We start from the raw sequence: 17,043 nt of genomic DNA on the forward strand, positions 1-17,043 counted from the left end.
TCATTACTTCATCATCTGCCTGACCAGTTCTTTGTTTCTCTTCTTAAATACTTCGTTATGGGAAGAGACCATGGCGACTTTATTCGCTTCAGGCTGAATGAATTGCTTCGCTTTATTGACTGCGTTGGCAGCATCCTGGAATGCCCCTGCAATCAAGTTAACCTTTCCGTCATGTTTTAAAATATCACCCGCTGCGTAAAGACCTTCTATCGATGATTCGCTGTTTGTCGTACCGGCTATGTAATACTGATCGATCATGTCGATATCCAATGAACTATTTTTCAGCAGTGAAGTATCTATTTCATACCCATGATTAATGATCACTTCATCAATGGGTAAATAGAATACCTCTTTAGTTTGATGATTGGTCAGTTCCACCTTTTCAATGGATTCGTGATCGGCGGCTGCAATCAGCTTGGTAATCGATGTGTTGAGGAGGCATGAGGCCGAACTGTTCATGAGCTGGGCACATTGAGCTTCGTGTCCGTTCAATGCTTCCTTCCGATAGGCAACATACACTTTCTTCGCTACGGGTTCTAATTCATTTGCCCAATCGATGGCTGAGTTCCCTCCACCTGAAATGATGACCGTCTTATCTTTGAACCTTTTCAATGACTTGACAGTGTAGTTTAAATTAGAAACTTCAAATCGTTCCGCCCCTTCGATATCAAGCTTTTGAGGATTGATGATTCCGCTTCCCACTGCAATGATGACCGTTTTTGAGTAGTGCTTTTCGCCAGAGGACCCTTTTAATATAAAGATCCCTTTTTCATTGCGTGTAATGGATTCAACTTTTTCGTTCAAGACGACGGAGGGATCGAAAGTCAAACCTTGTTGAACAAGCTGCTGGATTAATTTCGCCCCGGGAATCGGAGTGAGTCCCCCTACATCCCAAATCATTTTCTCAGGATACACATGTATCTTTCCACCCAATGTTGGTTGATACTCGATGATCTTTGTTTTCATTTCTCTAAGTCCACTATAGAAAGCTGAGTAAAGTCCCGCTGGACCTCCCCCAATGACTGTCACATCAAATAGTTCATGATTATCCATTTACGTCCACTCCTCGAGTAACCAAAATACAATTGATTATCATTCTCAATTACATCCTACCTCTTTTTTTCTTCGTTGACAATAAAAAATTATATTGACATTAGTAAAAAAGGATTATAGTATTTAAATTGTTCGAGATTGATAATCATTATCAATGGATTATTCATTTACTATACTACATACGGAGGTCTTACTATGGTCCGCCTCTATACAAACGAATTAAGTATTGGCTACGGTGAACGCCTCATCGTAAAGAACTTAAGCGTGGACATCCCTGATAAAAAAATCACAACGATCATAGGCTCGAATGGTTGTGGAAAATCGACTTTACTGAAAGCGATTACCCGCATCATCCCCCATCACTCCGGCAACGTCCTTTTAGATGGTGAAAACATTTCTAAAGGAAACACCAAGGAATTAGCGAAGAAGATGGCGATTCTTCCTCAAACCCCGGAGAGTGCCAGTGGACTGACAGTTGGGGAATTAGTTTCATATGGTCGTTTCCCTCATCAAAAAGGAATGGGCCGTCTATCGAAGAAAGATTATGACGTCATCAACTGGGCTCTTGAAGTGACAGGGACACAGGAATATAAATACAGGGAAGTCGATGCCTTATCAGGTGGTCAAAGGCAACGCGTCTGGATTGCCATGGCCCTTGCCCAGGAAACAGATATCATTTTCCTCGATGAACCGACTACATATTTAGATATGGCTCACCAGCTGGAAGTACTGGAACTTCTACAGAAGCTGAATAGAGAACAGGAACGCACCATTGTGATGGTCCTCCATGATCTAAATCAAGCTGCACGATTTGCCGACTACATCGTTGCTCTAAAAGAAGGAGAAATCGTCAAAGCCGGAAATTGTGAGGAAGTCATCACACATGAAGTCCTGAAAAAGGTCTTTCAAATCGATGCTGAGATAGGTAGAGATCCTCGAACAAACAAGCCAATGTGTTACACATATAATCTACTAAAAGGAGAAGATCAACATGAAAAAATGGCTCATCCCGTTCACTCTGCTGTTAGTGCTGCTCGTTAGTGCCTGCGGCAACAGTTCTACGAACGAAGAAGGCTCGGATTCAAAAGAAAAGGACACGAAGTCTTCTGATACCATCACCTATCAATCAGAGAATGGACCGGTTGAAGTACCGGCAGATCCACAGCGCGTAGTCGTCCTATCCTCATTTGCCGGTAACGTCATGGCGTTGGATGTGGATGTTGTAGGTGTCGACTCATGGTCTAAAATGAATCCCCGTTGGGATAAGGAATTAAAAGATGTGGAAGAAGTAACCGACGAAAACCTGGAGAAAATCATCGAGCTCGAACCAGATTTAATCATCGGCCTTTCCAATATTAAAAATGTCGATAAGTTAAATGAAATTGCCCCTACTGTTACATACACTTATGGAAAAGTAGACTATTTAACACAACATATCGAAATTGGTAAACTACTAAATAAAGAGAAAGAAGCGACAGAATGGGTGGATGACTTCAAGAAGCGTGCCCAGGCTGCAGGAGAAGACATCAAAGCGAAAATTGGAGAAGATACCACCGTTTCCGTTATTGAAAGCTTCAATAAGCAATTATACGTTTATGGAAACAATTGGGGTCGCGGTACCGAGATCCTCTATCAGGAAATGGACCTGAAAATGCCTGAAAAAGTAAAAGAACAAGCGTTGGAACCTGGATATTTCGCTCTTTCAACAGAGGTTATGCCTGAGTATGCCGGAGATTATCTGATTATAAGCAAAGATCCAAAAGCAGATAACTCATTTATGGAAACTGAAACATACAAAAACATTCCTGCGGTAAAGAACAACCAAGTATATGAAGTGAATATGATGGAATTCTACTTTAATGATCCATTAACACTTGATTACCAGCTGGATTTCTTCAAAGAGAAATTTCTAGGCAACTAATTCGTAAAGGGGATTCTTATTACAAGAATTCCCTTTCTTTCTACTCCAATAAAGAAAAGATGATGGATTATGAAAACTCAAAATCAGCGAATTCCATTTTTTTATAAGTTAATCGGGGCCACCTTCTTATTTGTAGCTGCATTTCTTGTATCTGTGGTGTATGGGGCTGCGGAGACAACTGTGAAGGACGTATGGCTTGCATTGACTCCGTCCGGTGACGGAGATAAGGTAACCATCCTGCGGGAGATCCGCTTCCCCAGAGAAGTTGCCGCCATTGTTGTTGGGGCCTCTTTAGCCGTCTCGGGAGCCATCATGCAGGGCATGACGCGAAATCCCCTTGCAGACCCGGGGTTACTTGGATTGACAGCGGGAGCAAACGCAGCATTAGCCGTTGCTCTTGCCTTCTCTTCTTCCATCAGCTACTTTGGCATTATGATTGCTTGCTTCCTCGGCTCTGCTATAGGGGCATTGTTGGTATTCGGCATCAGCTCAATGAAACGGGGCGGCTTCTCTCCCTTTAGAATTGTATTGGCCGGTGCAGCCGTTTCCGCCTTTTTATTTGCCATTTCTGAAGGAATCGGTCTTTACTTTAAGCTTTCAAAAGATGTTTCGATGTGGACCGCCGGTGGAATGATCGGGACAACCTGGAATCAGCTTCAAGTGATTGTTCCATTTGTTTTTATCGGTATTGTGGTAGCAATCTTTTTATCCAGACAGCTAACAATACTAAGTTTAAATGAGGAAGTTGCCGTCGGATTGGGTCAACGAACAGCTTTTGTGAAAACGATTCTGTTTATCGTAATTGTTTTACTTGCAGGAGCTGCCGTTTCCCTTGTTGGGAATATGGTATTCATCGGCTTGATGATCCCCCATATAGTCCGGGCTGTGGTTGGGACTGATTACCGATTCATCATCCCCATCTCCACCCTGTTTGGAGCATCCTTCATGCTTCTGGCAGACACAGTCGGCCGCACGATCAACGCTCCTTTCGAAACACCAGTGGCAGCGATCGTCGCAATGATGGGCTTACCTTTCTTCCTATTTATCGTACATAAAGGAGGGAAAGGATTTTCATGATACACCCTGATTTGATTAAAAAACAAAGGTTACTACTTATCGGATTACTTGTACTTATCGCAGCAACAACATTTATTAGCATTGGATTGGGCTACTCTTCCGTATCCTATGATCGACTCCTTCCTACTATTTTAGGTGAAGGAACATTTAAAGAAGAATTCATACTTTTTTCCATTCGTTTACCGAGAATCATCGTTACGATTTTGGCGGGTATGGCCCTTGCTTTATCCGGATCCATACTGCAAGGGATTACCCGAAATGACTTAGCCGATCCCGGCATTATCGGGATTAATTCCGGGGCAGGGGTTTCCATTGCCATCTTCTTCTTATTTTTCCCGATAGATGCCGGTTCATTTGCATATCTGCTGCCGCTTGTGGCTTTCGCAGGTGCTCTTCTTACAGCCTGCTTCATCTATATGTTTTCGTATAGTAAGCGGAATGGGATTCAGCCTGTCAGATTAGTCTTAGTAGGGGTCGGATTCTCGATGGCACTATCTGGGCTCATGATCATTCTCATCTCCAGTGCCGAACGGGCAAAAGTGGATTTCATTGCCATGTGGCTGGCGGGGAATATCTGGGGGTCAGACTGGCCGTTCATCTGGGCGCTTCTACCATGGTTGGTGATTCTGATTCCGTTTGCAATCTATAAGTCTCAGATGCTGAATCTTTTGGGACTAAGTGAACCTGTCTCTGTAGGTGTAGGAGTTTCCATCAACCGCGAACGTTTCATCATGCTGATGGTAGCAGTAGCCCTGGCCGCCTCAGCTGTTTCGGTCACAGGGGGAATCGCCTTTATCGGATTAATGGCCCCCCATATCGCAAAAGCACTGGTCGGACCACGCAATCAAATGTTCATCCCGATTGCCATACTGCTTGGAGGATGGCTACTATTACTCGCTGATACAGTCGGGCGTAATATCCTTGAACCCGATGGCATTCCAGCCGGGATCATGATCGCTTTAATCGGGGCTCCTTATTTCATGTATTTGTTATTGAAGAAATAAGATTTTATTGAGGGACGGACCTTGTTACATGTTATTTTTTTACGGTTATGTGATAGGAACGCACTTTTGCGTGTTGAGGGAGTCGAGTAGAAGGTCCGTCCCTCTCTGCCAAGAAGATGACTACTCTTATGTAAAAACCTGCAATTTCCTTTTAGTTTGAATTAGGGACATGTATTTACCTTACATTCAATATAATGTAACAACCACCGAGAGGAGTTGTTATGATGTTATCTTCTATTGCAGATCGAGTCTCAAGAGTTGTCCAGCGTTACTTGCCAGATGCATTTGTCATTGCAGTTCTCCTTACTTTATTTGTTTTCATAGTCGGATTTATTACGAACCCTGAAGAACCCATTACTCTCGTTAAATCATTTGGAGATGGATTTTGGGTTTACCTAACGTTTACCATGCAGATGGTCCTCCTTTTACTGACCGGGATGGTATTAGCAGCTGTACCCGTTGTTAAAAAAGGACTGGCATCAGTAGCAGGACTCGCAAATACTCCTACTAAAGCTTATGTTCTTACATTTGTAGTGTCTGCTTTCGCCTATTATATTAACTGGGGACTTGCGGTTGTAGTTGGGGCTATTTTTGTACGTGAGGTTGGTAAGCGAAATCAGCAGGCACACTTTCCTCTCCTAGTTGCAGCAGCTTATTCACCAACTGTCCTTTACACCGCTGGTTTATCAAGTTCAATCGGTTTGACTGTCGCTACAAAAGATCATTTCTTAGCGGATGTGATGGGTGTCATCCCTACTTCAGAGACCATATTCAATCCTTCCACTCTCATTATTTTTGCTGTCTTGTTTGTTACCATGCCAATCGTCATTTGCCTGATGGCTCCAAAGAAAAATATTAAACCTTACGAGGAAAAAGAAGTTTCCTTGAAAAGAGAAACCGTATCACAGGAAGCGGATACGCCTGCTCTTAAACTTGAACAAACGCCCGTATTAGGGATTGTGACAGGTATTGTTGGATTGATTTATGTGATAAATGAATTCGTGATCGGAAGAGATCTCGACTTGAATATCATTAATATCTTGTTTCTTTCTCTGGGCCTTATCCTTCACCGTTCACTTGGACAGTTTGGGAATGCTTTTAAAGAAGCTGTTGGGTCAACTTCTCCTATTATCTTGCAATTTCCATTCTACGCCGGAATCATAGCCGTTCTTTCAAGTTCAGGTTTGGGTCAAACGATCATTGATGGTATGACTTCCATTGCAAATAAGGAAACCTTTGATGTCTTTACTTATTGGTCAGCAGGGGTTGTGAATATATTAGCTCCTTCTGGAGGAGGCCAATGGGCATTACAAGGTCCTTTACAGGTTCCAGCAGGAATGAAGTTAGGAGTTGATCCCTCAACGATAGCAATGGCCGTTGGCTGGGGAGATGCATGGACGAACCTGATTCAACCCTTCTGGGCGCTTCCGATTCTGAGTATTGTTGGACTTCATATTAGACACATCATGGGTTACTGCTTTTTACTGGCTATCTGGGTTGGAGTCATTACTACCATCTTGTTGCTATTCTTGTATTAAAGAGCTTATTTAAAGTTGATGCTAAAAAAATAGATAAAAAAAAGACTGGTCCACTCAAAGTGGATCAGTCTTTTTTCCCTACTGCCTCAATCTCATAAAATGGTTAAAACCATTGTTCTTTCACTTCAATCGTTTCATTACCTTGCATTCGGACTAGCTGCCCGAGGCACAAATTCCTCCTCTTTCCCATCCTTAACTGGCTTCTTACTCCAGAACGTGGCAAGTATCGGCCCTGAAATATTATGCCATACAGCTGCAATGACACTTGGTAAAGCAGCCAGCGGTCCAAAATGGGCAGTGGCAAGTGCCACTCCAAGTCCGGAATTTTGCATACCGACTTCAATCGAAATCGCCCTTCTTTTACTTTCATCTAATTTCATAAGGACTCCAGTTCCATAACCCAGTCCAAGTCCAAATAGATTATGGAGGATGACAGCCGTAAAAATGATCGCCCCTGAGGTTGCGATATTATTGACATTGGCTGATACGACTGCCGAGACGATGATAATGATAGCCAATACCGAAATCAACGGAATGACATTTAGACTTTTTTCCACTGTGCTCGGGAATAGCTTTCGAATGACTAACCCAAGAGTGATGGGTACGATGATCACTTGAACGATGGAAAGAAACATGGCGATTGGATCGACAGGAAGCCATTGGCCAGCTAACGCTAACAAAATCAGTGGCGTCGCAATCGGTGCCAATAGTGTTGACAGTGATGTCATGGCGACGGATAGTGCCAGATTCCCTTTTGCCAGATACACCATGACATTGGAGGCCGTTCCACCTGGAACCGATCCCAGTAATACCAATCCAGCAGCTAATTCATTCGGTAGATTCAGTATGTACGCTATCAATAGGGCACCCAATGGCATGATGATGAATTGCGCCAGTACTCCGGTTAGGACCGGCAACGGCTTCTTCAGAACAAGCTGAAAGTCGACGGGCTTTAATGTAAGTCCCATTCCAAACATCACGACACCTAATAGAATCGTTATGTACCCTCCCAAAGGCAGAAAAGGATCAGGAACAAAATAGGCTACCGCTGCTACGAGGATGACCCAGACAGCGAAATATTTACCTGCCAGATTGCTGATTGTTTCGAGTAGTTTCATTATTGTTCCTCCTTCTTTTTATGTACTAATTTATGAGGGTTAAAGATTCCATTTGGATCTATGGCCAGCTTGATTTTTTCCATTACCTGCAAAGCACCACCGTGTTCCCTCTGTTGATACTTCATCTTTCCGACTCCTACACCATGTTCACCCGTGCATGTACCATTACGTTCAAGGGCATACTCCACGATTTGTTCGTTATAGATTTCCGCTCTCTTCACCTCTTCAGGATCGTTTAAATCAATCATGAGGGATGTATGGTAATTCCCATCTCCCACATGTCCGAGGATTCCCCCTATCAACTCTAATTCTTCCAGCCTTTTTCGTGCATACTGCACGGCACCGGACAATTCTGAAATCGGCACACACACGTCTGTCACCATGAGCTTCCTTCCTGGATTTCCATGTACATAAGCATAGGCAAGATTATGTCGCGCTTCCCACAATCTATTCCTTGCTGCAGTGTCTTCTTCAAACACGATTTCTTCACAGTCATGATCAGACATAATCTCTTTGGTGAATTCCACATCTTGTTGGAGACCTGCTTCATTACCATGAAACTCAAGAAAAAGAGTAGGTCTTTCTTTATAATCCGTCTCACTGAATCTATTTACTTGAATCATCGATGGTTCATCCACCAGCTCCACTCTCGCAATCGGAATGCCGGCTTGTAAAATGGACACGACCGCTTCCACTGCATCATTTATATGATTGAACGATGCCCGTGCTGCTACAATATGTTCAGGAATGCCATATACGCGGAGGGTTAACTCTGTGATACAGCCTAATGTTCCTTCTGACCCTACGAATAGACTGTTCAAGTGATAGCCAGACGACGATTTCTGAGCCATGTTTCCTGTGTGAATCACCTCTCCATCCGGAAGTACCACTTCCAAATCCCGAACCTGATCCCGCATGACTCCATATTTTACAGAAGTTGTCCCACTTGCGTTAGTGGCAGCCATGCCTCCTAGGGTCGCATCAGCACCTGGGTCAACTGAAAAAAAGAGACCATACTTCTTCAATTCTTTATTTAACTGGGAACGTGTAACACCAGGTTGAACCTTAACGAGGAAATCCTTCTCCCTCACCTCGAGTATTTTATTCATCCGGGAAAAATCAATGGTGATCCCTTTATCATATGGAATCACATGACCTTCAAGGCTTGTACCCAGACCAAACGGGATAATGGGTGTGTGATGAGCGGATGCCACCTTCACAATCGCGCTCACCTCTCCGGCACTCTCAGGGAACACCACTATATCCGGAGAACTCGGCCTATGATAGGATTCATCCTTCCCATGCTGCTCTAAAATCGTTTCATTCACCGTCACCCGATGACTATCTACGACTGCCCCCAGTTCATCCACCAAACGACTATCCTTCACACTCATATGCCCTCTCCCCTTCTGAAAATGTATAATGTAACGAATTATACCTAATAATCTGAATATTTCAATAGTAAAAAAGATATTTCTTCCTCCGGTGAGGGACGGACCTCCAGAATAATGAATGATGAGAAGAATACTATAATGGCACGGATACTGTATTGGTAGAGGTCCGTCCCTCAAAAAAAGCGGTACCGGAATCATCCGGTACCGCTTTTTGGTCGTTTATTTCTCTATCAATCTTTTTAGTTTCTCATCCAACACCACAAATAACTTAGTCAATTCTTGTTTTGAAACGTTCTCATATTGATCTCCTATACTTACTTCATACGCACACTCATTTTCAGTCACTTCTTTTACATATCCCGTTAACCCAATACCTGTCTCCTCATATAAATCTATTAAAATCGTTTCTATTTCTTTTTGTGGATACTGAAAGAAGACATGAAACATATTGGAGACAGGCTTTTCAGGAAGAGTCGATACACCCCGGCAGCCGTTAAAAAGACCGGCAAGTTCTTTAGCTCCTTCATAATACTGATTCATTTTGTTAATTCGTTGGTCAAAATAGTAATCTGCACTCAGGATGTAGGGATAGAGGCTGATGAGATCACCGCCATGACGCCTTTTCCACACCTTTGATTCTTTCGTAAACTCCTCGCTTCCTGCCAGGATCGCACCTGCAATTCCTCCGATGCCTTTATAGAATGAAATATAGACACTATCGAAAAGAGAACAGATTTCTTCTGCTGATTTACCATAGTGGGGCAGAATTTCATACAGTCTTGCACCATCTAAATGGATCCTGATCCCTTTTCCCCGGCAGTATTCAGAGATGTTTTCAAGCGTCTCGTAGTCCGGCAGTTGACCGCCGATTTCCCTTTGAGGCAGTTCTAACAATAAGCATGCAATGTCTGTTTCAAGACCAATCACGTCTTCCAATCCAATCACACGATCCTTGTCAGCTAATAGAATCGGTTCAATTCCATGTAATTTCTTCAGCCCATCTTCTTCATGGATTTCTAAATGGCTTAAAGGATGGTAGGCCACCCTGTGCAAATCTTTTTGATCACACCAAACACGCAGGGCGATCTGCTGAGCCATCGTCCCACTCGGGAAGAAAACGGCACTTTCTTTTCCCAGGAAGTTGGCCATCTTCTTTTGAAAGTCTTCTATGATCCTACCCGATCCGTAAATGTCACTGTCCAAGTCACCACCTATATCTACTAAAGCCTCTTTAAGAACACCCAGATTTCGTTTCCCATGTCCCTGAAGTTGAAAAGCAGTCTGTTTATACGCTTCAAATAAAGTTTTTTTTCCCATCGTATTGCTCCTTTTTATGAGTTCATCACTTCTTCAATGAATCCCTTCACTCGTTTTTTGTATTCCTCTTCCTCTACCGTAAAGCCTTCTGTGTGACCGGCGCCTGGCACTATCCATAATGCTTTCATGCTATTTGTTGCTTCGTACAGGCGATTGGCCATTTCGGTTGGAACAAGCTCGTCCTGATCTCCATGAATGATGAATAGAGGTAACTTGTTTTTTTTCACCTGTTCGAGTGCAGAGGCTTCATTGAACGAATAGCCTGCTCTCACCTTCGTCACCATACTCGTTATTTCCATAATGGGAAATGCCGGCAAACGGTAAAGATATTTTAATTGGTGAGTCAGCTCTTCTTTCAATGAGGTGTATCCGCTGTCTGCAATGATTCCTTTCACCTCTTCTGGAAGGTCTTCACCACTTGTCATCAATACGGTTGCTGCCCCCATGGAAAAACCGTGCAAAAAAATGGATTCTTCACCTTTTTCATTGATTAAGAGATTGATCCATTCTTTATAATCTAATCGATCGTCCCAGCCATACCCGATATAATTCCCTTCACTTTTCCCGTGGCCTCTTGCATCGGGTTTGAGAATATTGTATCCTTCCTCGTAATAGAATCTTGTGATTTCAGGCATCTGCTCGCTATTCCCTTTATACCCATGGGCGAGTATAACGGATTTCCCATTCGGTGACTCATTTTCAAGGTATTGAGCTCTAAGGGTCAAGCCGTCCTCTGTTTTGACCTCAACCGATTCAAAGTTCCGCTTACGTGTCCAGTTCCTTAATTCTTCTAATCTTTTTTGTTCTTCCTCCAAAGCACTGACAGCTTCCACCGCTTCTTCCGTGCCTCCATATAATTCTATTGCCTCGTTACTTCTATTAATTGCAACCTCATAAAAATAGTTACCGGCTACAAAAAGACCTACCACCAATAACAACAGCAAACTGCTTATGATCCATGCGAAACGTTTTTTCATGACATGGTCCCCTTCGTACAAGTAGTTACCTCTATTTTACTTGAAGCCGTTATGTGTTTCATAGAAAAAGGCATGCTCATATGTGCTATTTTTTACAGCTTTTCCATATACAGAATCCCCCGGATAAAAAAAAGAGCTTATCTTCCTCTTAATGGGAGATAAGCTCTTCAAATTCCTTTATTCTCTTCGACAAGTTCTGTATAGACAACCAATCGTTCTACGTAATTATGGATTTCCCGGTCAAAATAACCTGTGCACGTAATCAAATTAAGCATGCGCTTTTGACTTGGACCAAAAATGGTTCTGAGAGGCGCGTCGTCTTTTTGATAGGCGACTTTTTCCCTTACTACAAATGTCAGGGTTGCTCCATCTTTATCTTGTAACTGGATCTCATCCCCAGGCTCAAGCTCTTTTAATTCATAAAAGACAGCAGCCTTTTTCTCATCATCTACATGGCCAGCCAAAACAGCATTGCCTTTTTCCCCTGGTTGAAAGCCCGGTTCAAACCATGCAACATCCTCTCCGTTATCCGGAAGCTCCATATTTCCTTCCTTATCGAGTCCGAATTCCTTGATAGGTGCTTCAAGGTCAAGCTTCGGTATGGAAAGAATAGCTGGTGTCATACTGTATTCTTTTTTTATCGGTTCAGGAGTAGCGGGTTGAACAGGTTGTTCGATGGTGGATGATTGAACTTCACTTTTCGTAACCGATTGAGGCTCTTCGGCAGCACATGCCGCCAGAAGAGCCATCAATGGGAAAGATAATAGAAGTCTTTTCATTATTTTTGCAGTTTTCTGCGTGTAACAAATAGTAGAGCTGCTCCACCTAATACTGCCGTTGCAAGTACGATTGGAAGAGTGGAAGACGATTCAGTCGCTGCTCCACCCATACCAGTTTCAGGCATACTGCCAGGCATTAATGTATAATCTTTCAGGACAAGTACTTCCAATTGATCTGATGTATTGATTGCGAACACGCTATATACCGTGTTTTCTTCAAGCATTGTTCCAGACAGGTCTAATACTTGATCTCCTTCTGGTGTTCTGATTTCTAAGTCATAAGTTCCTGGATCTAACTCTTGATAATCCGTGATTGCTTTGAACTCGGCTCCACTGAATAGTGAGTCCCCACCTACAAGACCAACATCAACAGTTGGAGCATCCGGGGAAAGATGTCCTACACGCACCTTTGTCATTCCCTCTGTTACATCCATTGAATCCTGAGCTACTACTAACTCCAGGTTTTCGAGTGTATTAGCAGCCGCTACGGTGTAAGCCATTCCTGCTTCAACCGTTAAATCTTGAGAAATGACAGGATCTTCGCTTCCCATGGTTCCTGCAGCATAGATTTCAACTTTATGATCCCCAGCAGGAAGATTCATATAATCTGTTGCTGCTTTAAATTCTGCGCCTTCAACCACTGCATTTCCATCCACATACACATCGACAGCAGGAGCATCAGGAGAAGCATGGACAATACGCACCATCGCATCATTCTCAGCCGCAAACGCACCTCCAGCCAGTGATAACATTAACATGACAGTTGCCAAAATCGAGAAAATCTTTTTCATTTCTTCCACTCCTTTTGTATGTTGTACAAGTTTTGTATTTTACTTGTACATCTAATGTATAATCATTGGAGAAATATATCAACTTATAAACTGTCAGATTAGCACATTCAACTCTCTGAGACATTTTGACTCACAAAAGGGAGAATATTTTTCATTACTTAAAAACCGATTACCATTGACACCTTCCATTTGATGCATATAAAATGTGAAATAATCATTTTCAACATATAAAATCATATAAACACTCGTATAATATTGGAAATATGGTCCAAAAGTTTCTACCAAACCACCGTAAATGGTTTGACTACGAGAGGGAGTAGAGCCAAAAGTCTCTATTCTTCTCTCTCTACGTCAAACCTCGGGTGCATCCCGGGGTTTTTTTATATAGATAAGGAGAGGATCCCATGAGTACCAATAAAGAAAGAATAAAAAAACGAATTGCAGCTGCGAATAAAGATATCCCGGCAGATCTGGTTATTAAAAATGGAAAAATCATCGATGTTTTCAATCTTGACATCATTGAAGAAGATGTGGCGATTTCAGATGGGATGTTCGTTGGAATTGGAGATTTTGAAGGTAAACAGGTAATCGACGCAGAGGGGAGATATATTAGTCCTTCTTTTATCGATGCACATGTTCATATAGAATCCTCCATGGTCACACCGTCCGAATTTGCAAAAGTCGTCCTCCCACATGGGGTCACGACCGTTATTACAGACCCCCATGAAATCGGGAATGTATCCGGAGAAGAAGGAATCGGATTCATGCTGGATGATTCAGGGAACATTCCATTAGACGTGTTTACCATGCTCCCATCATGCGTGCCGGCAACACCGTTTGAAAATGCAGGGGCAACCCTGACAGCCAAGGAGCTGGAACCTTTCTATAAGCATGAGCGTGTCCTTGGACTGGCAGAGGTAATGGACTACCCTTCCCTCCAAATAGGCGAGAATTCCATTGTCGATAAAATCACTGTCACCTCGGAGTATAGTCACAATATGGACGGACATTTAGCAGGACTTTCCACAAATGCGATCAATGTGTATAAAGCAGCGGGCATTCGGACCGATCATGAATGCACCACCGTCCCTGAAGCATTGGAACGGATACGACGAGGGATGTACCTTCTCATTCGCGAAGGATCCGTGGCCAAGGATTTAAAATCACTTATAGGTGTAGTGAACGAAAGAAACGCCCGTCGTTGTCTATTCTGTACAGATGATAAACATTTAGATGATTTAATGGAAGAAGGCAGTATCGATCACAATATCCGCCTAGCCATCAAAGAGGGACTCAATCCTCTATTAGCCATTTCCATGGCCTCCTTGAATGCTGCTGAATGCTATGGGCTACACACAAAAGGAGCCATAGCTCCTGGATACGATGCGGATTTTGTATTATTGGATGACCTTAAAACGCTCTCTATATCAGAGGTGTACAAAGAAGGAAAACTAGTAGCAGCACATAGTCGATATGTTGGTGAATCAATCGTAAGACTGGCGCCAACACCACCTCTGACTTCAACTGTCCATATTCCGGATCTCACTGAAAAGGATCTGCAAATCGAGATAGGCGGAACAAATAAAGCACATATTATTGAAATTATCCCTAACCACCTTAGAACCAATAAACGGATTGAAAAAGTTCAAGTAGAAAATGGATTCTTTATCCCTTCTATTCAACAGGACCAACTTAAAATGGCTGTCATTGAAAGACATAAAGGGACAGGAAACATCGGCTTGGGCATAGTAAAAGGATTAGGATTGAAAGAAGGAGCCATCGCCACCACCATTGCCCATGATTCTCACAACATTGTTGCAACCGGTACAAATGATCTTGATATGCTGCAAGCCATAGAGTCGCTTAACGAAATGAATGGCGGCCTGGTGATGGTGAAAGACGGAAATGTCATTGCTTCTCTTCCGTTACCGATTGCCGGGTTGATGTCTGATCAGGGAGTTGAAGAGGTGGTATCCGGGCTCAGGGAGTTGAAAAATGCGTTTATAGAAATAGGATTTTCCGGGGACTTTAATCCATTTCTGACTCTCTCTTTTCTCACATTGCCTGTTATCCCTGAGTTGAAGCTGACGGATTTAGGATTGTTTGATGTTAATGGTTCCCGGCATATTGAGGTTGGGGTAGAGGGCTGATGGGTTTGTTTGGCTGTTGAATTATGTTCTTTTTTTGACAGTTAAATTACTAGGTATTTTCACCTGTTGAATTCCTCGGGAAATTTGACTGTTGATTTTTATAATTTATTTAACAGTCGAATCGTCCACAATATGAAATAGCTCTGCTGTACCAGGTACAATTTATCCTATTTGTACCTGGTACAGTTGTCATAACAATAAGTGCCAGGCACAGAATCAACATTCCGTGCCTGGCACTCATTTTATCCCATTCAAAAAAAGAGATGTCTCCATACACCCGAGACATCTCCTTCACTTTATTTACTTTGACTCTCTTCTTTTACGTCTGTTTCTTCCTTTTCGTTCGTCACTGCGACTTCCTTGTCAGCTGATTCAGAGATCGCTGGCTGATAAGGTCTCTCGTGGGTTCGGTTTGCATATGACTTCAGTAATTCACCTACATCGATGCCTGTCATCTCACGCAATGGTTCCTGCATATCAAGCATCGTTCTTGTGATGCTTTTCCCAAAGGAAGGGACTCCCTGGCCATTACCGGAATCAATGATCTTAACGGATTCGATGTTGTTAAGCGGCTGGGCAATTTTCTCTGCGAAAACTGGCAGCATTTCGATTAGTTTCTCAGTAATGATGACATCTCCATGCTTCTCCATTGCTTCAGCAAGCAGTTTACGGGATTCGGCTTCCGCCTTACCACGTTCCCTGATAACATCGGCTTCGGCAGAACCTTCTTCCCTGCGGATCTTGGCTTTCGCCTCCCCGTCAATTTCAGCCTTCCGAGCTTCAGCTTCCGCTTTACGAGTGGTTTCGTAGTATTCGGCATCGGCTTTTGTTTTACGCACTTTTGACTCTTCTGCTTCAAGCTTGACTGCACGTTCTCGCTCGAGGAATTGAAGCGTTAATTCTTCTTCCTTCACTTCCTTGGCTAATTTAGCTTTTTCCAGCTCATAGGACTGTTCGGATTTCGCTCTTGCCCGCTCTGTTTCTTCTTTGAAGGATGCGTCTTTAATATCCTTTTCTTTTTTGGATTCGGCGATCGTGATTTGACGCTTGTATTCTTCTTCTTTCGCTTCCTGATCGGTTTGGGCACGGTGAATACGGGTTTCTCGCTCGGTGTTTGCTTCTGCAATTTCAGCTTGCTTGCGAACCTCGGCGATACGTGGACGACCAAGATTTTTCAAGTAGCCATTTTCTTCGTCTGCATCCCTTATATCAGTCAACCCGAGTGACGTAATTTTGAAGCCCATGAGATCCAGCTGCTTCTGGGCAATTTCCGAAACGTCAGCGTTAAATTTCTCACGGTTGCTGTTGATGTCTTCAACAGTCATCTTAGAAAGAATCGCACGAAGATTACTTCCCAGCACTTCGATGATTTCATCTTCAATTTCTTTTTGGTCCTTACCAAGGAACTGCTCGGCGTAGTTGGCAATCCCGTTTAATGTGTCGGCCACCTTCACCATGGCCACTGCGTCTGCAACGATTGGTACTCCGCCATTTGTGTACACTCTCGGTGTCGATAGCTTTAATTGGAAACTTGTTAGATTAACAGGTGTGGATGTTTGGAAACGTCTTAACCTGTACCCACCACCCCTGATTATTTTCATGGAACGCCCTTCCTGGTCGGTGAAAATATTCGTTTCCTTTTCAGGATCCCCCAGTTTCGGTCCGGTAATGATCAGTGCCTGGTTGGATCTCGCTGTACGATAGCGGAACCTCATCCAGAAATAATACGCGATCCCTGCAATAGCGGCAATAACCAGAACAGGAATGAGGAACATGAAAAATCCGATGATACTTAACGATCCTAGCATTCTGACAACCCCTCTCAATCTTTTCTATAAATCAGTCAAACAACCGATTTATTATTTAATAAAATTGCTAGCTACACTATCATCTACGGAATAGTTGTAGAAAAGTTTCAATATTT

The 17,043-nt window shown here is 43.0% G+C and carries 14 protein-coding genes and 1 riboswitch; of the genes, 6 read left to right on the plus strand and 8 right to left on the minus strand.

The genetic code is table 11. The features are described from left to right. Positions 1 to 3: 3 nt before the first annotated feature. The gene (locus TV75_RS15730; protein WP_044339751.1) at positions 4 to 1,053 is read right to left on the minus strand and encodes an NAD(P)/FAD-dependent oxidoreductase; all 1,050 of its coding nucleotides are present in this window, start codon (positions 1,051 to 1,053) and stop codon (positions 4 to 6) included. Positions 1,054 to 1,248: 195 nt separating this feature from the next. On the opposite strand from TV75_RS15730, the gene TV75_RS15735 reads away from it, so the two are divergent. From TV75_RS15735 to TV75_RS15755, 5 genes are all read left to right on the plus strand, one after another. Then, on the plus strand, positions 1,249 to 2,094 hold the full coding sequence (locus TV75_RS15735; protein ID WP_044339752.1) for an ABC transporter ATP-binding protein: 846 nt from the start codon (positions 1,249 to 1,251) through the stop codon (positions 2,092 to 2,094). Further along, entirely contained in the window at positions 2,045 to 2,974 is a 930-nt protein-coding gene (locus TV75_RS15740) for an iron-hydroxamate ABC transporter substrate-binding protein (RefSeq protein WP_044339753.1), read from the plus strand. Before TV75_RS15735 ends, TV75_RS15740 begins: the two co-directional genes overlap by 50 nt. Positions 2,975 to 3,043: 69 nt before the next feature. Then, entirely contained in the window at positions 3,044 to 4,051 is a 1,008-nt protein-coding gene (locus tag TV75_RS15745) for a FecCD family ABC transporter permease (protein WP_044339754.1), read from the plus strand. Continuing rightward, positions 4,048 to 5,055: a FecCD family ABC transporter permease gene (locus tag TV75_RS15750; RefSeq protein WP_044339755.1), complete on the plus strand. Its 1,008-nt coding sequence runs from the start codon at positions 4,048 to 4,050 to the stop codon at positions 5,053 to 5,055. Before TV75_RS15745 ends, TV75_RS15750 begins: the two co-directional genes overlap by 4 nt. Before the next feature lie 224 nt (positions 5,056 to 5,279). Next, complete coding sequence (locus TV75_RS15755; RefSeq protein ID WP_044339756.1) at positions 5,280 to 6,593, plus strand: short-chain fatty acid transporter; 1,314 nt, start codon at positions 5,280 to 5,282, stop codon at positions 6,591 to 6,593. Positions 6,594 to 6,730: 137 nt separating this feature from the next. Here TV75_RS15755 and TV75_RS15760 read toward each other — a convergent pair whose 3' ends face one another. The 6 genes from TV75_RS15760 to TV75_RS15785 all read right to left on the minus strand — a co-directional run bounded on the left by TV75_RS15760 (position 6,731) and on the right by TV75_RS15785 (position 12,969). Then, complete coding sequence (locus tag TV75_RS15760) at positions 6,731 to 7,711, minus strand: bile acid:sodium symporter family protein (RefSeq protein WP_044339757.1); 981 nt, start codon at positions 7,709 to 7,711, stop codon at positions 6,731 to 6,733. Then, positions 7,711 to 9,105, minus strand: coding sequence for an FAD-binding oxidoreductase (locus TV75_RS15765; RefSeq protein WP_044339758.1), 1,395 nt, complete (start codon positions 9,103 to 9,105; stop codon positions 7,711 to 7,713). Before TV75_RS15765 ends, TV75_RS15760 begins: the two co-directional genes overlap by 1 nt. Before the next feature lie 219 nt (positions 9,106 to 9,324). Beyond that, positions 9,325 to 10,422 (minus strand): threonine aldolase family protein, encoded by a 1,098-nt coding sequence (locus TV75_RS15770; RefSeq protein ID WP_044339759.1) that lies wholly within the window; start codon positions 10,420 to 10,422, stop codon positions 9,325 to 9,327. Positions 10,423 to 10,436: 14 nt separating this feature from the next. Further along, on the minus strand, positions 10,437 to 11,399 hold the full coding sequence (locus TV75_RS15775) for an alpha/beta hydrolase (protein ID WP_044339760.1): 963 nt from the start codon (positions 11,397 to 11,399) through the stop codon (positions 10,437 to 10,439). A gap of 167 nt (positions 11,400 to 11,566) precedes the next feature. Then, on the minus strand, positions 11,567 to 12,178 hold the full coding sequence (locus TV75_RS15780) for a class F sortase (RefSeq protein ID WP_052504581.1): 612 nt from the start codon (positions 12,176 to 12,178) through the stop codon (positions 11,567 to 11,569). Beyond that, a complete protein-coding gene (locus TV75_RS15785) occupies positions 12,178 to 12,969 on the minus strand; it encodes a DUF4397 domain-containing protein (RefSeq protein ID WP_044339761.1) in 792 nt (263 codons plus the stop codon). The genes TV75_RS15780 and TV75_RS15785 overlap by 1 nt, the downstream gene beginning before the upstream one ends. A gap of 225 nt (positions 12,970 to 13,194) precedes the next feature. Next, positions 13,195 to 13,296: riboswitch (purine riboswitch) on the plus strand. Between the two features lie 77 nt (positions 13,297 to 13,373). On the opposite strand from TV75_RS15785, the gene ade reads away from it, so the two are divergent. Continuing rightward, entirely contained in the window at positions 13,374 to 15,119 is a 1,746-nt protein-coding gene (gene ade, locus TV75_RS15790) for an adenine deaminase (RefSeq protein ID WP_044339762.1), read from the plus strand. Positions 15,120 to 15,415: 296 nt separating this feature from the next. Here ade and TV75_RS15795 read toward each other — a convergent pair whose 3' ends face one another. After that, positions 15,416 to 16,927 (minus strand): flotillin family protein, encoded by a 1,512-nt coding sequence (locus TV75_RS15795; protein ID WP_044339763.1) that lies wholly within the window; start codon positions 16,925 to 16,927, stop codon positions 15,416 to 15,418. Between the last annotated feature and the right edge of the window lie 116 nt (positions 16,928 to 17,043).

The sequence above is a fragment of the Rossellomorea aquimaris genome (assembly GCF_000935355.1).
Classification (GTDB): Bacteria; Bacillota; Bacilli; order Bacillales; family Bacillaceae_B; genus Rossellomorea; species Rossellomorea aquimaris_B.

Coding starts and splice junctions, on each gene's coding strand:
- TV75_RS15730 (WP_044339751.1), bottom strand. CDS start 1,053: ATGGATAATCATGAACTATTTGATGTGACAGTCATTGGGGGAGGTCCA.
- TV75_RS15735 (WP_044339752.1), top strand. CDS start 1,249: ATGGTCCGCCTCTATACAAACGAATTAAGTATTGGCTACGGTGAACGC.
- TV75_RS15740 (WP_044339753.1), top strand. CDS start 2,045: ATGAAAAAATGGCTCATCCCGTTCACTCTGCTGTTAGTGCTGCTCGTT.
- TV75_RS15745 (WP_044339754.1), top strand. CDS start 3,044: ATGAAAACTCAAAATCAGCGAATTCCATTTTTTTATAAGTTAATCGGG.
- TV75_RS15750 (WP_044339755.1), top strand. CDS start 4,048: ATGATACACCCTGATTTGATTAAAAAACAAAGGTTACTACTTATCGGA.
- TV75_RS15755 (WP_044339756.1), top strand. CDS start 5,280: ATGTTATCTTCTATTGCAGATCGAGTCTCAAGAGTTGTCCAGCGTTAC.
- TV75_RS15760 (WP_044339757.1), bottom strand. CDS start 7,711: ATGAAACTACTCGAAACAATCAGCAATCTGGCAGGTAAATATTTCGCT.
- TV75_RS15765 (WP_044339758.1), bottom strand. CDS start 9,105: ATGAGTGTGAAGGATAGTCGTTTGGTGGATGAACTGGGGGCAGTCGTA.
- TV75_RS15770 (WP_044339759.1), bottom strand. CDS start 10,422: ATGGGAAAAAAAACTTTATTTGAAGCGTATAAACAGACTGCTTTTCAA.
- TV75_RS15775 (WP_044339760.1), bottom strand. CDS start 11,399: ATGAAAAAACGTTTCGCATGGATCATAAGCAGTTTGCTGTTGTTATTG.
- TV75_RS15780 (WP_052504581.1), bottom strand. CDS start 12,178: ATGAAAAGACTTCTATTATCTTTCCCATTGATGGCTCTTCTGGCGGCA.
- TV75_RS15785 (WP_044339761.1), bottom strand. CDS start 12,969: ATGAAAAAGATTTTCTCGATTTTGGCAACTGTCATGTTAATGTTATCA.
- ade (WP_044339762.1), top strand. CDS start 13,374: ATGAGTACCAATAAAGAAAGAATAAAAAAACGAATTGCAGCTGCGAAT.
- TV75_RS15795 (WP_044339763.1), bottom strand. CDS start 16,927: ATGCTAGGATCGTTAAGTATCATCGGATTTTTCATGTTCCTCATTCCT.